The sequence below is a fragment of the Halothiobacillus neapolitanus c2 genome (assembly GCF_000024765.1).
Lineage (GTDB): Bacteria > Pseudomonadota > Gammaproteobacteria > Halothiobacillales > Halothiobacillaceae > Halothiobacillus > Halothiobacillus neapolitanus.
Map to the genome: position 1 here is coordinate 150,205 of NC_013422.1, position 17,874 is coordinate 168,078.

Here is a 17,874-nt window from a genome sequence, read left to right on the forward strand (position 1 = left end):
TCAGGTTAGGGTAATAAAAGCCCCCATCCATTTGCGATTCGCGCCTGGAATGCTTTTAAAGCAATAATCTCAAAAATGAGGACCGCACCCCATGTCCACGAGTGCCCCAAAGAAGTTGAACAGCACGTTGCTTGCGCCCGTGTTCATCCCTTCGATCATTGTGATCACCCTGCTTGTTATCGGCACCGTGGCCGATCCCAAGCGCGCCGGTGATGCGTTCTCGGCGACGCTCGCATTCATCACCAACGACTTCGGCTGGTTCTACATGCTGGCCGTGGCCTTGTTCCTGATCTTTATCGTGGTTGTTGCCATCTCACCCTGGGGCAAAATCAAGCTGGGGCCCGATCACGCGGAACCGGAATACAGTTTTTCCGCCTGGTTTGCGATGCTGTTTTCCGCAGGCTACGGCATTGCGCTGTTGTTTTTTGGTGTGGCAGAACCGGTTTTGCACTACGCCGACCCGCCGGTCGGTGATCCGCGCACTATCGAAGCGGCCCGGCAGTCGATGCAGATCACCTTCTTCCACTGGGGCTTTCATATTTGGGCGATTTACGGCTTGGTCGGGTTGGTGCTGGCCTATTTCGGTTTCCGTCATGGCTTGCCGTTGTCCATGCGCTCGGCGCTTTATCCACTGGTGGGTGATCGAATCTACGGGCCAATTGGCCACACCGTGGATGTGTTTGCCGTGCTGGGCACCATGTTCGGTATCGCCACGACCTTGGGGCTTTCGGTGGCCCAGCTCAATGCGGGGCTCAATTACCTGTGGCCGAGCGTTCCGGTCAATATTACCGTGCAAATCATTTCGATTGCGCTGATCACCGCATTGGCGACGCTCTCGGTGGTGGCGGGGATGGACGCCGGCATCAAGCGCCTGTCGCAGTTGAATATGCTGTTGGCCATCGCCTTGATGCTGTTCGTGTTTGCGGTCGGTCCTACTGTTTTCATCCTTAAAACCTTCATGCAGAACACAGGCAGTTATTTGTCCAACATCGTCGAGCGTTCGTTCAGCCTCGAAGCCTACACGGGCGGCAAATGGATCGGTAACTGGACGCTGTTCATCTTTGGTTGGACCATTGCATGGGCGCCCTTTGTCGGGTTGTTCATCGCCAAAATCAGCCGGGGGCGCACCATCCGCCAGTTCGTATTGGGTGTGATGGTCGTGCCCACACTCTTTACCTTTTTCTGGTTTTCCGTGTTTGGCGACACGGCGCTCCATGCCATCATGGTGGATGGGTACACGCACCTGATCGATCAAGTGGAGCAAAACAAGGCGATTGCGCTGTTCAAGCTGTTCGAGCATCTGCCGTTCGCGTCGATCACCTCGTTTCTGGCGATCATTCTGATTGTGACCTTCTTTGTAACGTCTGCCGATTCGGGCGCACTGGTGGTCGATTCGCTCGCATCGGGCGGAGCGTTGCGTACGCCCGTTTGGCAGCGCATTTTCTGGGCGTCCTCACAGGGCGTGTTGGCGGCAGTTCTGCTTCTGGCCGGTGGCCTGTCGGCGTTGCAAACCGCGTCAATCACGTCGGCCTTGCCCTTTGCGATCATCATGCTGATATCAGCCGTTGGCCTCTGGCGAGCGCTTCAAATCGAGGGCTATCGTGAAACGAGCCTGCAGCATCACATGAACTCCGGTCGTCATAATCGTTTGGGCGATTCAAATCATTGGGAAAAACGTCTGCGTAATTTGGTTGATTTTCCATCGAGAGAAAATGTATCCAAATACATCGAAACCACGGTGGCCGATTCGCTTAAAACCGTTGAAGCTGAGCTCAAAAAGCAAGATTGGCCGGTTAAGCTCACGCAGAACAAAGAACTTTGCCGATATAAATTGTCTGTGATCAGCGGCGAAGACATGGCCTTTGAATACGAGGTACGATTGCGCGGCTTTGCCAAGCCAAGTTACGCTTTCCCAGCCATTACTCGCGATAATGATGGCGATGAGCAGTATTACCGTGCCGAAGTGTTTATGCGTCGCGGCGGCCTCGCCTACGACGTGTATGGCTACGAAAAAGACCAGCTCATCAGCGATGTATTGGATCACTTTGAGAAATACATGCACTTCTTGCACACCACGCCCGCGATTTTGCCGTGGAAAGTGGTGGATGATGAAGAGGGCGAAGTGTCGGGCGCGAAATGATTTGATTCATCTCGTCGTGACATGAGGTGCGCACACTGTGTACCTCGAACACTATCGAAACGAATCCAGAACGGATTCGTTTTTTCGTTCAAAGAAGCGCATTTACTATGTTAAAAACCGTTGTTTCCATTCAAGCCCTGCTATTGGGCATGGCCATATTACTGGCGGGCTCCGGCATGCTTTCCACCCTGCTCGGGCTGCGCGCTCAGCAGGAAGGCATGTCCACCACCGTGCTTGGGTTGGTGATGTCCGGGTTCTATCTGGGTTACATCCTGGGCACGTATCTGCTGCCGTCACTGATTCGTCGGGTGGGGCACGTGCGCGTGTTTGCGGCAATGGCGGCCTTGTCGGCTTCCGCCGCTTTGCTGCACGGCCTGTGGTTGAACGAGTGGCTCTGGCTCACGCTGCGTGTGATCAGCGGTTTTGCATTGCTGGGACTGTACATGGTGATCGAAAGTTGGCTGAACGCGCAGATCAGTCATTATCGTGGGCAAATTTTCGGTATCTACATGATGGTCAGCTTGCTGGCGCTTGCTGTCGGGCAATTTTTGATCGGCATCTACGGTGTCAGCGGTCTGGCTTCATTCATGGTGGTCGCACTGCTTTTTGCACTGGGCTTGGTGCCTGTTGCCTTGACGCGTGCCACCCAGCCGGTGCCGGTGGAAGCGGCCCGTTTATCGGTGCGCGCGATCTATGACAATGCACCGACAGGGCTGATCGGTTCCCTACTTTCCGGTACCGCGACGGGTGCACTGTGGGGGCTGGCTGCCGTATATGGCGCGCACATCGGTCTGGATGCCGCGCGAGCGGCTCTATTCGTGGCATTGCTTATCTTCGGCGGCGCGTTGCTGCAATGGCCGATCGGCAAGCTGTCCGACCACTATGACCGACGCTGGGTGCTTATCGGCCTCGGGCTGGCGGGGATTCTCTCGGGTGGCGTGATGATCGCAATCACGCTGATTTCAGGCCCTGGGAACATCGCCGATTCGCCCTTGCGCTGGGCACTCTGGATCGGCGGCTTGCTTTTCGGCGGCTTCGTTTTTTCCGTGTACGCGATCAGCGTGGCGCAAACCCATGATCGACTGTCCAACGATCAGGTACTGGAAGCGACTCGAACACTACTGCTGGTCAATGGCATCGGCGCATTATTCGGCCCGCTCTCTGCCGGTATGTTCATGAGCTGGTTTGGCGCAAACGGCCTGATTGGCTTCATTATGTTGGTGTTGAGTGTGCTCGGCCTGTTCACCTATTGGCGTATCCGCATCGATCGTCCGGTGCCCGAAGACGAACGGGGCGAATTTGTTGTCACCACGCGAACCTCCGCCGCCGCCGCCGATTGGGATCCGCGCACACCCGAAGCCGGTGACCGTCTATCCGAGCAGTTTGCAGACGAATTATTGACGACCAAAAGTGGCTAACAGCCCGTCGATCAAGTGGGAGACGAAGCCGGTACCTCACGAAGATCCGGCAGCAAGAGTGCAATCACGCCAATCAAGGGTAAAAAGCTGCAATAGAAAATCAGGGTATCGATACCGAAATGATCGGCAAACTGACCAAGCAGGGCAGCGCCGATACCTGCCGTGCCGAAGGCAAATCCGAAGAACAGCCCGGACACGGCACCGATCCGGTTCGGGAACAGTTCTTGTGCGTACACCACCATGGCTGGGAAGGCCGACGCCAGCACGAAACCGATGACCAGCAGCAGGATCGATTGCACTTCAAGTCCCATGTGCGGCAGCAGCAGCGTGAACGGCGCAACACCCAGTATCGACAACCAGATGACGCGCTGACGACCGATGCGATCACCGATCGGTCCGCCCATCAGCGTGCCCGCGGCAACAGCAAACAGCAAAATGAATAAATGCAGCTGCGCTGATTGCACCGGTAACTCGAAGCGGTGCATCAGGTAGAACGTCAGGTAGTTGTTCATGCTGGCCAAGTACAGGAACTTGGAGAACATCAGCGTCAGCAGGCCGAACAAAATCCACAAACGCATCGACCGGGACAGGTCGACTGGCGGCAGATGGCGCGCGGTTTTGGGTTTGCGGTGCTGAACGGTCGCCCAGCGCCCCACGAAAAAAAGCACCACCATCGCCAACAAGGCCGCTGCACTGAACCAGGAGATGCTGACCTGTCCGTGCGGAATGACGATCAGCGCGGCCAGCAAGGGGCCTGCCGCCGAGCCGCCGTTGCCGCCTACCTGAAAGATCGACTGGGCCAGACCGGGCCGTTTCCCCGATGCCATGCGCGCCACGCGAGAGGATTCCGGGTGGAAAATCGAGGAGCCGATGCCCACCATCGCCGCACCAGCGAGCAAAAAGCCATAACTCGGCGCGAACGCTAGGGTGATCAATCCACTGAAGGTAAAGCCCATGCCGAGCACCAGCGAGTAGGGCATCGGTCTGCGGTCGATCGCCTGACCGATCAACGGTTGCAGAATGGAGGCCGTCAACTGGAAACACAGAGTAATCAGACCGATCTGGGCAAAACTCAAGTCAAAATTGCTTTTGAACAGCGGATAAATCGAGATCATCAACGACTGCATCAGATCGTTGAGGAAATGTGAAACGCTGATGGCGCCAAGGACGCGGTATTGCGTCTCCACCGGTGCCGCTGGTGACACAGGCTGGGGGGTATCTGTCAGAGTTGTAGACATGGGGTGCTCGATGTGAGGCAGAAGAAAAGTGTGTTGGAACCTATTCTAGCAGCCGGTCCGACGGTTTGTTTGGCAGGATTTTTTGCCGGTCTTGGCACGTTTTCGACTCTTGCCGCTGGCGGTGGTTCCGAGTAGGCTACGATGCGGAGTTTCACTCTTGGTGATACCTCGAAAAACCCCACCTTGGTAGTTTTCGAGGTGCCCGCGAAATGTTTTTGTACGGCAATGGAATGGTAAAAGGTAATTCATGCGCGCTTCGATGGTGTTTTCGTTTCGTACCATGCTCTTGGTCACGTTGCTGACCTTGGGGGCGGTATCGATTTCAGGTTGTGCCCAAGTGCAAGATTTCGGGAAAATGCTCAAGAACGCGCAGACGTCATCGGCAACACCTTCCAGCGCCAGTGATGCTGCCACTGGCGTTGGGCAAAAAAAGTCGGCAGACAAGCCTGCACCGTCGCTCAGTCTCAAACAGATTATGTATTTGATTGAAAACGGTGAGCACGCTCAGGCACGGGCGGCACTTGAGACCTTCCTCAAGAATGATCCAAAAAACCCGATGGCGCGAAATCTCCAGAAACAGCTGACGATAGACCCGGCCAAGGCCTTGGGGCCGGCTGTTTCTACCTACACTGTTCAGCCGGGCGATACGCTTGGCGGATTGGCGGCGAAGTTTCTCGGCAATCCAATGGATTTCGTTATCCTCGGTCGTTATAACGACATCAAGCGGGGGCGGGATCTTCAGGTGGGGCAAACCATCAAGATTCCTTCAAAGAAGAAGCTCAAAGCATTGCCCGACGAACCGCAGACCATAAAAGCAAACGAACCCACTGCTGAAACACCAGCCGTCATCCCGGCCACGAGCGAGGGCGCGGAATCTTCCACTTCGACAGAGAAACCGGCTTTGCCTGCCAGTGAGTCGCAAACCGTGAATTCAACGGTGGTCAAGTCAAATACGCTTGTTAAACCGATATCGCCAGCCGAGGAAGCCAAGGCACTGGCAGCGCAGCAAGCGGGCCTGGCTGCCATGCAGAAAAATCAGTTGGAGGAAGCGGCGAAAGACTTTTCCAGGGCGTTGGCGATCGACCCCAGTCTTGAGCTGGCCAAAACGCGCGCAGCGCAGGTGCAACAAAAACGGGTGCAGCAATACCACGAAGCCGCTTTAGTAGCGTATCGCAAACAACATCTGGATGAGGCGATTGCCTTGTGGGACAAAGCCTTGGCGCTGGATCCTAACTATGAGCCCGCACTGGGTTACCGCGCCCGTGCGCAGGAATTAAAGCGTCGCTTGGGCCAATTAAACCAGCAGTAACCCCATTTTGAATATCGTTTGAGCCCGGATCGAAACAAGCCATCTAGGGCAGATCTGCATAAATCGATACCGCTGTAAGGGCCGGTAGACGCTAGTCATTCAACTGGGTCTTTGACTGTGGCCAGATGTTTATCCACGCCGAGCGGCAGGTCCTGTTCGATTTGCGAAGCATCACGTTGCAACTGCCTAGCTTCCAGTACGTCGGCCATCGCGTTGTAAGCGGCAAACAAGCGTTCGAAATCGTCTCGTCGGTGCATTCGTATCCGGTGTTCCAAGCGCCCCATTTTGATCTGATCGAGTGCGTTGGAAACCGCATCCAGCGGCATTTGCAGACGTCTTGTCAGCCAGTAGGTGCCTGCAACCACCACCAAGAGCACAATCGCGAACCAGGTCAACAGGGTGAGCAGCGTGGTGCGATTCGCGGTTGCCAGCGCGTCCGTCGTTAGGCCGATACGTAACTGGCCGATGGTGTGATTCTGGTAGGTAATCGGTGTTTCAAAGACATAGAACGGGGCACCGGCGTCCTGTTGAACCGCGTACACGCGTAAATCCCCGCGAGACAGAACGACGTGATCTTCCTTGAGTTGTGCGGCCATTCTAGCCACGAGTTGGTCGCCTCGCGTCTGCGCTTCGATCTGGCCTTTGTCGCCTCGAATGGCCATGTACACAATCTCGCGGTTATGGCTCATGCTATCCACCCAGGATTGGAGCGCGAGTTTGTCCTGAAGCAGAAGATCTTCGGCTGTCTGTACTGCAACCCATTCGGACAGGCTGAAGCCATAATCGTAGGCCAGTTCCGTAATCACGTTGTTCTGTTTGTGATAGACCCAAATCATGCCCAGCACCATGGCGACGGCTACGACCAGCGCCATCAACAGCGGCCAGCGGATGCGTAAAGGGATGACGCTGCTCGAAAGCCAGCGTTCTGTGCCTTCATTCATACGCTGGGCAATCGAGCGCAAATCGGCCGCAACGCCTGCTGCGGACTGGTAGCGCCCGTCGGGATCTTTGGCGAGCAGGGTGTTTACCAGCTCGATCAGATCCGGTGGTGTGCGGGGGTTGAGGGGCCTGAGTGTCGGGAGTGGATCTTTGAGCACCTTTTGCCATACGACCCAGTGGTCATCATCCTGATAGGGGCGGTGTCCGGCCAGCAGTTCGAACAACACAACGCCGAGCGAATACAGATCACTGCGCCCGTCGATGGGTTGGTCGGTGATCTGTTCGGGTGACATGTACTGGGGCGTGCCGGAAAGGAAAGCGCGCGCGCCCTTGCTTGAGGGGGCATCGGCATCGCGGATAATTCGGGCAATGCCGAAATCCATCATTTTGATGTTGAGTTGATCGTGTTGCAGGATGATGTTTTCGGGTTTGATATCCTGATGCACCACGCCGTGTCGATGAGCGAAATCCAGTGCATCGGCGATTTGTATGGCGAGTTCGACCAGTGTGCCGGGCGGGATGCCTTCGGGGTGGCTTTCGCCGAATTGCCCCAGCGTCATGCCGGTGAGTAATTCCATGGCGATAAAGGGAATGCCGTCGACCTCACCCACATCGAATATGGTGACGATATGTGGATGGTTTAACGTGCCTGCCGCCTTGGCTTCGGTAAGAAAACGCTCCCGGTATTCGGCATGGGCGGAGAATTCCGGTCTTAAGGTCTTGATGGCCAGCGTGCGTTCGATTTTTGGGTCGTAGCCGCGATAGATGATGGCCATCGCGCCGCGTCCCAGCTCGCCCTGGATTTCAAATCGCCCAAACATTTTCGACATGACTGCTCCCTGAGGACTCTCCGGTCAATCCATTTTCAATCGCGTATGTGATTGAAAATGAAGCAAAGCAAAAGTGACGCCCTATGCTTTGCGTGCGCTGAGCATTCCAGGATGGAATTATTCAGAGCTTCCTTAAGTGACATGAAAAAGGCGGGGAAACCCCGCCCTGTATTTTGCCCTGCTTTACTACCCGTTGTATATCGGGGCGAACAATTAGCGCATGAATACCCAGCCTAAGGCGACGAGCGCCACGATGCCGATGGCGGCAAAGGCAAGCAGGATATTTTTCCCTGACGAAGCTGTTTTTTTGTTGGCGAGGCCGGTATGCAGTTGCAGTTCGACGCCACCGAAACGAATTCGGTCGCCGTCCTGCAGGGGCGCTTCGGTAATGCGCGCGTCGTTCACGAAACTACCGTTTGTGGACAGGATATTCATGACGCGATACTGACCATTGTCTTCGATGATCCAGGCATGCAGGCTCGATACGCTACCGTCGGCAAGGACGATGTTGTTATCTGCTCGTCGGCCAATGGTGGTTTTACCCTGACGTAACGTAAATCGTTGATTGATAAAGGGTGGTGTCAGGCCGATCAACGCGGGCTGATCCAGATTGATGTGCGCGGGTTGTTCGGTTTCATCCAGAGAATGAATACGGTCGTCGTTTTTGGCAACCAAAAGGGTGCCCTGAGTTCCCGCGTATTGGGGTTTGGTCTGGTATTGCACGTTTTCCATACAAGATTCCTCCACGAGCAAGCCATGGCATCGAGTGTATGAAATTTCGATGCGGGCGATAGGCTGATTCTAACTGTCTTTTATGAGGGGACGAGCCGCAGACCGCACTTCGGCCTGTAGGAAATTTCTGACTTGCGCCTGGCTACACGAAGCCATAGATGAATTCGTGCAGCAATTTCCGTGTGGAGATTGATCAGGGTAAATCGATTTTGGGTGCCGGCGTCCAGCCCGGTTGACGATGCTCGACCACTACATTGGTGTAAATGCCGCCACGCACATTCCACTCGCCAGTTACCCGCATGAAGCGGGGGGAGATGGCTGCAACCAGATCATTGAGAATGCCGTTGGTCATCGCTTCGTGGAAGCCGCCTTCTTCACGGAATGACCACATGTATGTTTTCAGTGACTTGAGTTCAACGCAAAGTTGATCGGGCACAAAGTCGAGGGTGATCGTGGCAAAATCGGGCTGGCCGGTTTTCGGGCACAGGCAGGTGAACTCAGGGATCGTCATGTGAATGGTATAGTCGCGGTCCGGGAACGGGTTGGGAAAGGTTTCGAGTGTTTTGCTGGGTTGAGTGCTCATGAATCACCTTGCATCAATATCGGTCTGGTTAAAGGCCGAATTGTATTTATGGTTAAAAGGAATGGAATGAATTCTGGCCGCCAGTATAGAGGTTCGAATCGCAGTGTGCCGCTTCGATGTGGTTGTGGAGTGGGCGAATGCGTCTGACGCGGCTGTATCTGGCTGGATTCAAATCCTTTGCCGCGCCGACAGAAATCTTGCTGCCGGCCGAGCGGGTCGCGATTGTCGGCCCGAACGGTTGCGGCAAATCCAATCTCATCGATGCCATTCGCTGGGTGCTGGGCGAGTCTTCCGCCAAGCAGCTGCGTGGCCAATCGCTTGACGATGTGATCTTCGCCGGTAGCGGCCAGCGTCCCGCGGCGAGCCAGGCCGTGGTTGAGTTGTCGTTCGACAACAGTGCGCGCCGCCTATCCGGGCCGTTCGGTGCTTATGATCAAATCGTGATCTGCCGCAGTCTTGGGCGGGATGGGCAATCGCGCTACAGCATCAATCAAACCCGCGTTCGCCGCCGCGATGTGGTGGATCTGTTTTTGGGCACCGGCGTCGGGGCGCGCTCGTATTCTGTGATCGAGCAGGGCCAGATCAATCGGGTTGTCGATGCCAAGCCGGAAGATTTGCGTGCCTATCTTGAAGAGACGGCCGGCATTTCGCTTTATCGGGAACGCCGTCGCGAAACCGAAAGTCGCATTCAGCAAACTCAGGACAATCTCAGCCGCTTAAGCGATATTGCCGACGAGCTGGGTCGTCAGAAAACCCAGTTGGAGCGGCAGGCGCGAACAGCCGAACGTTATCGGGAATTGCAAAAAAAACGGCGCCGTCAAGTTGTCGAACAAGCTGCGGTACAGGTTGTGCTGACCGAACGCGCCAACGCGGCGTTGGATGCCGAGTGGCAAACCGCCCAGGCACACATGACGACGGTGGCCGAACGCATGGCACAAGTTGAATTGCGTTGCGCGCAGGAGGATGAGGCGCGAACGTCGGCCCAGAGCGATCTTCAACAGGTTCAGGCCCGGCAATATCAACTGGGGGCCGAGCAAGCTCAGTTGCAGGGGCGTCTGGGCGAACTGGCCGCCCGAATCGAATCGGCTGAACAACAGCGCCAGGATGATCTTGCCCAGCGAACGCGGTTGGAAGCCGCCTGCACGAGGTTACAGGCTGAACTGTCCCGTCTCGCCGAAGAGCGGCGCACGCTCGAATCACAGCGTCAGCAAGCCGCGGAGCAACGTGCTAAAGCACAGGCCGAGTTGCGGGCTGCGGATACTCATTTGAACGAAATGCGGGCCGAGTGGGCGCGTTCGCACGACGATCTGGCGCGGCCACAGCAGGATTTGGCCGCGGCAAAGGCGGAGCACGCCGCGTTGCTGCGGCAGTTGCAACGGCTTGAGACCGAGCGGGCGAGTGTGACTTCGAGAGACTTTACCGAGCCGATGGCCGCCTCGATTCAACAGATTCAGGATGCCGAAACCCGTATGGGTGCGCTGGAACAGTCGCATTCCGCTGGCGAGGTCGTGTTGGCTGAGCAGCAAACGGTTCTGGCTGAACTATCGGATCGCGCCGCCGCTATGCAAAAAGAGGCGCAGACTCTGCGGCAGAATGCCGATGCGTTACAGGCCGAACGTCGTGGCCTTGAGCGGGCTCTGGCAGCCCACCAAACATCGAAAGACGATGCGCCCAGAGCCGAGCGACTCATTCAGCGTCTCGCTAAAGCACATGCCGATGCCTGGTGGGGCCATGCGCTTGGTGCGGGTATCGAAGCGGCTTGCGTGGATGATCTGGATGCACTGATGGTGGCTTGGCGTGCCGATCAGATACCCGCAACGGGTTGGTGGGTAGCACCGGATTCGCAGCGGTCCGAGCCAAAGTCCGACCTTGAACAGAAGCGCAGTCCAAGTGACGCGCTGGCGCCCTGGCTTCGCGATTGGCAGCACACGCGCCACCCGGCACCGTCTTTGAACGAGGCATTGGCTCAGCGCCACACCCTGCCATCCGGTCATTGTTTCGTCCTGGCCGATGGCTGGCAGGTCGGGCGGCACTGGATTGGGCGCGGTGGAAGTGATCAGGCCGCCGTGCGGCTCGCGCAACAAACGCGTCTGGCCGAATTGCAGCAGGCTGGAACTGAAGCCGAAACCACTGCGGAACAGGCACAGATTGAATACCAGCGGATACAAAATCAGCTGGCTCAGCAGCGCAAGCAGGTCGAGCGACTGGTGGCCGAGCAACACCAGTTCGAACAGCAGCGTCAGCGCCTGCACTGGTCGCTTGAGGATTTGCGTCGCAAATACCAACAACTTAAACAGCAACAGGCGGATCGAGCGGCAAATGTTGCGCGAATGGAGGCTGAGCACAAGCAGTTGAGTGCAGATAGGGGGCAACTGGAGGATACAATCCGCCGTCTTGAACAGATCGTGGCACAGGCCCGCTCCGCGCGCGATGCGTTCAATGCGCGCCAGCAAACGGCAGAGCAGACCGTGCAGGTATTGCGTCGCCAGGCCGGTGAAGCGGGGCAGGCGCTCCAGCAGTTGGAGCGGACGGTCGATCGTAACCAGCACCAGTTTGAGCAGGCGCAGCAATCGTTGGCGCGCGACGAGGCGCAAATGGTGCAAATTGACCAGCGGTTGGCGCAATTTGCGGATCGATTGGACGGATTGATTACGCAGCAAAGCGAACGGCAGGCCGAGTTCACCGCGCTCAGTGCCCGTCAGCATGAAATTGCGCAGGCGGAAAAAGCGGCGTTGGCACTCGTTCATGAGCACACGCAGGCCGTTCAGACCGCAGGTGTCGAGCGGCATGAGACGCAGGTCGCCCTTGAAAAGGCACGCGCGGCGGTTCAGGCGCTGGAGTTGCAGCGGGCGCAATTGGCGGTGCGCGAGGATCACGCGGGCGAGGCGTTGACACTGGCACTCGATCAATGGCGAGACGATCAGCAATCACTGGATGCCGAAGCCATCAAACGGCTCGCGGACATCCCGAATATCGCCGAGGCGCAGGCAGCCGAGCTGTCAACGCTGGAACAGCAGATTGCCCGTCTGGGCGCGGTGAACCTCACCGCCATCGAAGCGTTTGCCGAAGCCGAAGCACGCAAGTCCGAACTGGATGGACAGATTGAAGACGTTCAGGCAGCGCTTGATCAATTACAGGAAGCCATCCGGACGCTGGATAAGCAGACGCGCGCGCAATTCAGATCGGTATTCGATGCGGTGAATGCGCGCATCGGCCCCTTGTTCGTGCAGTTGTTCGGTGGCGGCGAGGCTCGGCTGGAATTGAGCGGTGCGGATGATCTGGATGCAGGCGTTCTGTTATTCGCCAAACCGCCGGGTAAGAAAGTCACCCAATTATCGTTATTATCCGGTGGCGAGCGGGCGCTGACCGCAGTGGCGTTGATTTTCGCTTTGTTCGAGCTCAACCCCGCGCCTTTCTGTATTCTGGACGAGGTGGATGCCCCGCTGGATGAGGCCAACGTCGGCCGATTCTGTGCTATGGTTTCGGCCATGTCGGATCGGGTGCAATTCCTGTTCGTGACGCACAATAAAACCACGATGGCCAGCGCCTCGGCTTTGGTCGGGGTGACAATGCGTGAAGCGGGTGTTTCACGGATCGTCTCGGTGGATGTGGATCGCGCCGTGCAACTATTAGAGTCATAAAAGTATGGAATGGTTACGTTGGATTTTTTTGGCGGCGGGCGTGTTGGCGCTTGCGGGGATTGTGTGGGTTTATCTCCGCCATAAGAGCGAGCAGGCCGTCGAATTGGGCAGCGGACGTACTGAGGCGAATCTCGACGACCCGATTGATGTACGCATTCGTGCGCAAGAAGACGCGCGAGCGAAATCCGCTGACATAACGCTTGATTCCGCTCTTGATGAAGCAATCAATGAAGGCATCATCGGGCAGGTTAAGGTCAAAGAGCGTGTTGACCCGGTGATCACGCCCGCCACCGAACCACATGAAGTCGAACCCGAACCCTTGCGTTGGCAGCACCCCACGTTCACCCGCAAAAATGAGCCGGAACCCATCGATGTGGATGATGCGCTCGGTCTGGCGGATGCCGAAGGCGTGATCGGTGCCGTGCGCCGCAAAATGCTCGATGATGTGCCCGAGACAACCGGCAGCCTGTTCCGTCGTCGCCAAACGCCTCATTTCAGCTATCAGGAAAAGCAGGATTCATCGTCGGATCATGCTGAGCTCGAAGCCCCGTCATCTGCACAAAGCACTCAGAAAAATATCAAACAGAACATGGGTCGGGATGCCGACCCCGTCGTCCTTCCTCTGCTGGTGGCCAGTACCGATGGCGCCGTATTCCCCGGCGATCGTGTGGAGAACCTGATTGAAGAAATCGGTTTCGAATACGGTGCCCTGTCGATCTATCACTATCCCGGCGAACTGGGAGAAACCCTGTTTTCGTTGATGAACGGCGTGAAGCCCGGCACCTTCGATCGTGGCAACAGTGCCAGCTTTGCGACCCCTGTGCTCGCGCTGTTCATGCAACTGCCGCTCGACGGCCCCAGCGAAAGCCTGATTCTGGACCAGATGATCGACATTGCCCGCGATATTGCCGATCAGCTCGGCGGCGAGGTGCTCGATGACCAGCGTCTGCCGCTGACATCCGAATCGATCGACCGCTATCGTGAACAGCTCAATAGCTGAGGATCATGGCGTCTTCGTTACCTGACTTGTTCTCCGCGCCGTCCGAGGATGGCGACCGCGCCCGTTTGCTTGCGCTGCGTGACGAAATCGAACGGCACAACTTCCGTTATTACGTGCTGGACGATCCTGAAATAAGCGATGCCGCCTTCGATCGGCTCATGCGTGAATTGCAGCAGATTGAATCCGCTCACCCCGAATGGATCACGCCGGATTCGCCCACCCAGCGAGTCGGCAGCCCGACATTTACCACCCGTTTCGCCCCCGTTACACATCATCAGGCCATGTTGTCGCTGGATAATGTGTTCAGCGTCGAGGAATGGGATGCTTTTACCCAGCGTATTCAGGATCGCTTGAAGCGCGATGCACCGCTCGTGTTTGCCGCCGAACCTAAATTCGATGGCCTCGCGATCAACCTGATCTACCGTCAGGGGCAGCTGGTGCAGGCCGCAACGCGCGGCGATGGACAGACCGGCGAGGATGTGACCTTGAACGTCCGCACCATCGCCGCCATTCCCCAGCAATTACCGGATTCGCTGCTCTCCTGCGATCTGCTGGAAGTGCGCGGTGAGATCGTCATGTCGCACAAGGCCTTCGCCGCGCTGAATGCCGCCGCCGATGCCCGTGGTGACAAACGCTTCGTGAACCCGAGGAACGCCGCCGCCGGCTCCTTGCGGCAAAAGGACCCGCGAATAACGGCCAAGCGCCAGCTACAGTTTTTCGCCTATGGTGTGGGCGCGGTTGATGGCGCCGATTTGCCCGATAGCCAACTGGGCCTGCTCGATTGGTTGGCCGATTTGGGGTTTACCGTCAGCGAGTGGCGTCGCCGCTGCGAGGGGCGCGATGAGGTGCTGGCCTATCAGCAGGAAATGAGCGCGCGCCGGTCGCAACTCGATTACGACATCGATGGCGTCGTGTTCAAAATCAACGCCCAGTCCGAGCAGGATGCGCTGGGCTTTGTGGCCAAGGCGCCGCGTTGGGCCATCGCATTCAAGTTCCCGGCAGAAGAGGCCACAAGCCGCGTCCACGCGGTCGATTTTCAGGTAGGCCGCACCGGAGCGCTCACGCCGGTTGCGCGCATTGATCCGGTGTTTGTCGGTGGGGTCACGGTGTCTAACATCACCCTGCACAATATCGATGAAATTACGCGCAAGGATATTCGGATTGGCGATACGGTCGTTGTCCGGCGGGCAGGCGATGTGATTCCCGAAGTTGTTCGCGTGCTGCCTGAATTGCGCCCAGCCGATGCCCGCCTAGTGGCGCTGCCCGCCACTTGCCCCGTTTGTGGTTCCGAAGTTGTTCGAGCAGAAGGTGAGGCCATAGCCCGTTGCAGTGGCGGTCTTTTCTGCCCGGCCCAGCGCCGTGAGGCCATCAAGCACTTCGCCAGTCGCAAGGCGATGAATATCGATGGGCTAGGCGAAAAGTGGATCGAACTGCTGCTCGAACACAAGCTGGTCGAGCATGTCGATGATTTGTTTCATCTCACCGTGCCGCAGGTGTTGACCCTGCCACGAATGGGTGAAAAATCCGCGCAGAACCTTGTGGATGCCTTGTCTGCAGCCAAACAAACCACCTTGCCCCGTTTCTTGTATGCGCTGGGTATTCGGGAAGTGGGCGAGGTGACGGCTGCGGGGCTGGCGGCTCACTTCCGTAATCTGGATGCGCTGAACGCCGCGACGCTTGAGGATCTGCAAGCCGTGCCGGATGTAGGGCCGGTGGTGGCGCAGCACGTATTTACGTTCCTGCGTCAGCCACACAATCAGGAAGTCATCCGCAATCTGATCGATGCCGGAGTACACTGGCCCGCCATCGTTGCAACGGATGCGAATGCATTGCCGCTTGCCGGCAGAACCTATGTGCTGACGGGTACGTTGGTTGGCATGTCGCGAGAAGAGGCAGGCGAACGGCTCAAGGCGCTGGGCGCAAAAGTCAGCGGCAGCGTTTCCAGCAAAACCACCGCCGTGATCGCGGGGAGCGAGGCGGGCAGTAAACTGACCAAAGCAAATGATCTGGGCGTGCCCGTGCTGGATGAAACCGACTTGCAGAAACTACTAAGGAATCTCTGATTAAATCAGAGACTACCTAACCCACCCGACATCGAATTAGAGCCTTTTATGCCGAACATGACCGTTGACCAAATTCGAGAACTCGCAGCGCCCGATATGGCGCGCGTCAATACCGTGATCCAGGCCAAGCTGGCTTCCGATGTCGCGCTCATCAATCAGCTTTCCCAATACATCATCGGCGCGGGCGGCAAGCGCTTTCGCCCCATGGTGCTGATGCTGGCGGCGCAAGCCTTGGGCGGAACATCCCCTTGGGCCGCGCAAATGGCGGCAGTAGTCGAACTGATTCACACCGCCACCCTGCTGCACGATGATGTGGTCGATGAATCTACCCTGCGGCGCGGTCGCGATACCGCCAATGCACTCTTTGGCAATGCCGCTTCTGTTTTGACCGGCGATTTTCTTTACTCGCGCGCGTTCGAGATGATGGTCGAGGTGCAAGAGCCCCGCGTCATGGCCATTCTGGCGCAGGCTACCAATCGCATTGCCGAAGGCGAAGTGCTGCAACTCATGAACATGGGCGATGCTGACGTAAGCGAAGATCGCTACGTCGATGTGATTGTTCGCAAAACCGCCACCTTGTTCGCCGCCGCTACCCAGTTGGCCGCCGTGCTCGAAGGCCAGCCGGAAGAAGTGGAAGCGGCACTGACCGCGTATGGCCTGCATCTGGGCACCGCGTTTCAGTTGATCGACGACGTGCTCGATTACACCGGCGATGAAGCGCACACGGGCAAACACGTCGGTGACGATCTGGCCGAAGGCAAGCCCACCCTGCCCCTGATTATCGCCATGCAGCGGGGCGATGAAGCCACCGTGGCCATGATTCGCCGGGCGATCACCGAGCAGGATGCGCGTGATATCGAGGCGATTTGTTCGGCGATTGAACACACCGGCGCGCTCGCCTATACTGCGCACCGCGCGCAAGCCGAGGCAGACCGGGCGAAACAGGCCATAGCCGCCGTTCCCGATAGCCCGTTCAAGGAAGCCCTGCTTGCGCTCGCCGATGCGGCCGTTGTCCGGAATCACTGAATCCTTGGGAAACGCTTGCCGCACCAGGCACTTCGGAGTGTGGCTCAGTCTGGTAGAGCACTACGTTCGGGACGTAGGGGTCGTAGGTTCGAATCCTATCACTCCGACCAAATTCAAAAATCAACCAACATGACCCGCCTTGCCATTGACGCAGGCGGGTTTTGGTTTTGATTCTTTGGCGTTCCTAACCACGCTCAATCGGGAATGGGCAGTGAAGTCTTGTCGAGCACCCGCCGCAAAACAAAGCTGGTTTGCACGCCGGTTACGCCTTCGATCCGCGTGATTTGGTTCAGCAGCAGGATCTGATAGGCATCCATGTCCGTCACAATCACCTTGAGTTGATAGTCGGCCGTCTGGCCGGTAATCAACAGGCATTCGATTACCTCGGGAAGCCGGGCCACTTGTTGCTCGAAGTGTGCGAACCGCTCCGGCGTGTGTTGATCCATCGAAATATGCAACAGAGCCACGAGATTGAGCCCGAGTTTTCTTGCATCCAGCAGGGCGCGATACCCCAGAATCAACCCGCTTTCTTCCAATGCGCGCACCCGCCTTAGGCAGGGAGAGGCTGAAAGCCCGATAGCATCGGCCAGCTCCTGATTACTGAGTCGCCCGTTTTCCTGAAGCAAAGTCAGGATTTGGCGATCGTAGCGATCTAGTGTCATATCTCCCCCTGGTTGACTTTTTTGCCATATTAATCCACTTTTCTGAGTTTTTTTGGAATAAAGTTGCGCACCTGGGGCGTTTTCACTCAAAAATAGCAATCGTCTGCGCGGGCATTCTTAATAGAATTTATTCGAGCCCTAGTTAAGTTCAAGTCAACCTTGAATGCGCTTTTCCCCCGTGCAGGCGATCTATCCGGTCGGTTGTGCGGAGTGCCCCAAAATGGCCGTGGGATGAGGGCCGTCATTTCTTACATAATGCAAGCAGGTCCGAATCATGTTGACGCAGCCCGAAC

Annotated in this window: 12 protein-coding genes and 1 tRNA gene; 8 read left to right on the forward strand and 5 right to left on the reverse strand. The window is 57.0% G+C overall.

The genetic code is table 11. The features are described from left to right. Positions 1 to 91: 91 nt before the first annotated feature. Together HNEAP_RS00740 and HNEAP_RS00745 are read left to right on the forward strand one after the other, a co-directional pair. Positions 92 to 2,140 (forward strand): BCCT family transporter, encoded by a 2,049-nt coding sequence (locus HNEAP_RS00740; RefSeq protein WP_012823054.1) that lies wholly within the window; start codon positions 92 to 94, stop codon positions 2,138 to 2,140. Between the two features lie 107 nt (positions 2,141 to 2,247). Beyond that, positions 2,248 to 3,558: an MFS transporter gene (locus HNEAP_RS00745; RefSeq protein WP_012823055.1), complete on the forward strand. Its 1,311-nt coding sequence runs from the start codon at positions 2,248 to 2,250 to the stop codon at positions 3,556 to 3,558. Between the two features lie 11 nt (positions 3,559 to 3,569). Here HNEAP_RS00745 and HNEAP_RS00750 read toward each other — a convergent pair whose 3' ends face one another. Next, positions 3,570 to 4,796, reverse strand: coding sequence for an MFS transporter (locus HNEAP_RS00750; RefSeq protein ID WP_012823056.1), 1,227 nt, complete (start codon positions 4,794 to 4,796; stop codon positions 3,570 to 3,572). A gap of 247 nt (positions 4,797 to 5,043) precedes the next feature. Here HNEAP_RS00750 and HNEAP_RS12090 point away from each other — a divergent pair, with 247 nt between their 5' ends. Next, complete coding sequence (locus HNEAP_RS12090; protein WP_012823057.1) at positions 5,044 to 6,105, forward strand: tetratricopeptide repeat protein; 1,062 nt, start codon at positions 5,044 to 5,046, stop codon at positions 6,103 to 6,105. Positions 6,106 to 6,200: 95 nt separating this feature from the next. Here HNEAP_RS12090 and HNEAP_RS00760 read toward each other — a convergent pair whose 3' ends face one another. The 3 genes from HNEAP_RS00760 to queF all read right to left on the reverse strand — a co-directional run bounded on the left by HNEAP_RS00760 (position 6,201) and on the right by queF (position 9,189). Further along, positions 6,201 to 7,874: a serine/threonine-protein kinase gene (locus HNEAP_RS00760; protein WP_012823058.1), complete on the reverse strand. Its 1,674-nt coding sequence runs from the start codon at positions 7,872 to 7,874 to the stop codon at positions 6,201 to 6,203. Between the two features lie 213 nt (positions 7,875 to 8,087). Then, a complete protein-coding gene (locus tag HNEAP_RS00765) occupies positions 8,088 to 8,606 on the reverse strand; it encodes an FHA domain-containing protein (protein ID WP_012823059.1) in 519 nt (172 codons plus the stop codon). 193 nt (positions 8,607 to 8,799) lie between these two features. Then, positions 8,800 to 9,189 (reverse strand): preQ(1) synthase, encoded by a 390-nt coding sequence (queF, locus tag HNEAP_RS00770; protein WP_012823060.1) that lies wholly within the window; start codon positions 9,187 to 9,189, stop codon positions 8,800 to 8,802. A gap of 137 nt (positions 9,190 to 9,326) precedes the next feature. Between queF and smc the strand changes: the two genes are divergently transcribed. From smc to HNEAP_RS00795, 5 genes are all read left to right on the forward strand, one after another. Beyond that, positions 9,327 to 12,830 (forward strand): chromosome segregation protein SMC, encoded by a 3,504-nt coding sequence (smc, locus tag HNEAP_RS00775; protein WP_012823061.1) that lies wholly within the window; start codon positions 9,327 to 9,329, stop codon positions 12,828 to 12,830. 4 nt (positions 12,831 to 12,834) lie between these two features. After that, a complete protein-coding gene (locus HNEAP_RS00780) occupies positions 12,835 to 13,830 on the forward strand; it encodes a cell division protein ZipA (protein ID WP_012823062.1) in 996 nt (331 codons plus the stop codon). Positions 13,831 to 13,835: 5 nt separating this feature from the next. Beyond that, positions 13,836 to 15,893: an NAD-dependent DNA ligase LigA gene (gene ligA / locus HNEAP_RS00785; RefSeq protein WP_012823063.1), complete on the forward strand. Its 2,058-nt coding sequence runs from the start codon at positions 13,836 to 13,838 to the stop codon at positions 15,891 to 15,893. 57 nt (positions 15,894 to 15,950) lie between these two features. Next, on the forward strand, positions 15,951 to 16,919 hold the full coding sequence (locus tag HNEAP_RS00790) for a polyprenyl synthetase family protein (protein WP_041600514.1): 969 nt from the start codon (positions 15,951 to 15,953) through the stop codon (positions 16,917 to 16,919). 33 nt (positions 16,920 to 16,952) lie between these two features. After that, positions 16,953 to 17,029: transfer RNA gene (locus HNEAP_RS00795), tRNA-Pro, on the forward strand. An 84-nt stretch (positions 17,030 to 17,113) separates the two neighbouring features. Here the strand turns inward: HNEAP_RS00795 and HNEAP_RS00800 are convergent. Beyond that, positions 17,114 to 17,581, reverse strand: a complete 468-nt coding sequence (locus HNEAP_RS00800) for an Lrp/AsnC family transcriptional regulator (RefSeq protein WP_012823065.1) — start codon at positions 17,579 to 17,581, stop codon at positions 17,114 to 17,116. Between the last annotated feature and the right edge of the window lie 293 nt (positions 17,582 to 17,874).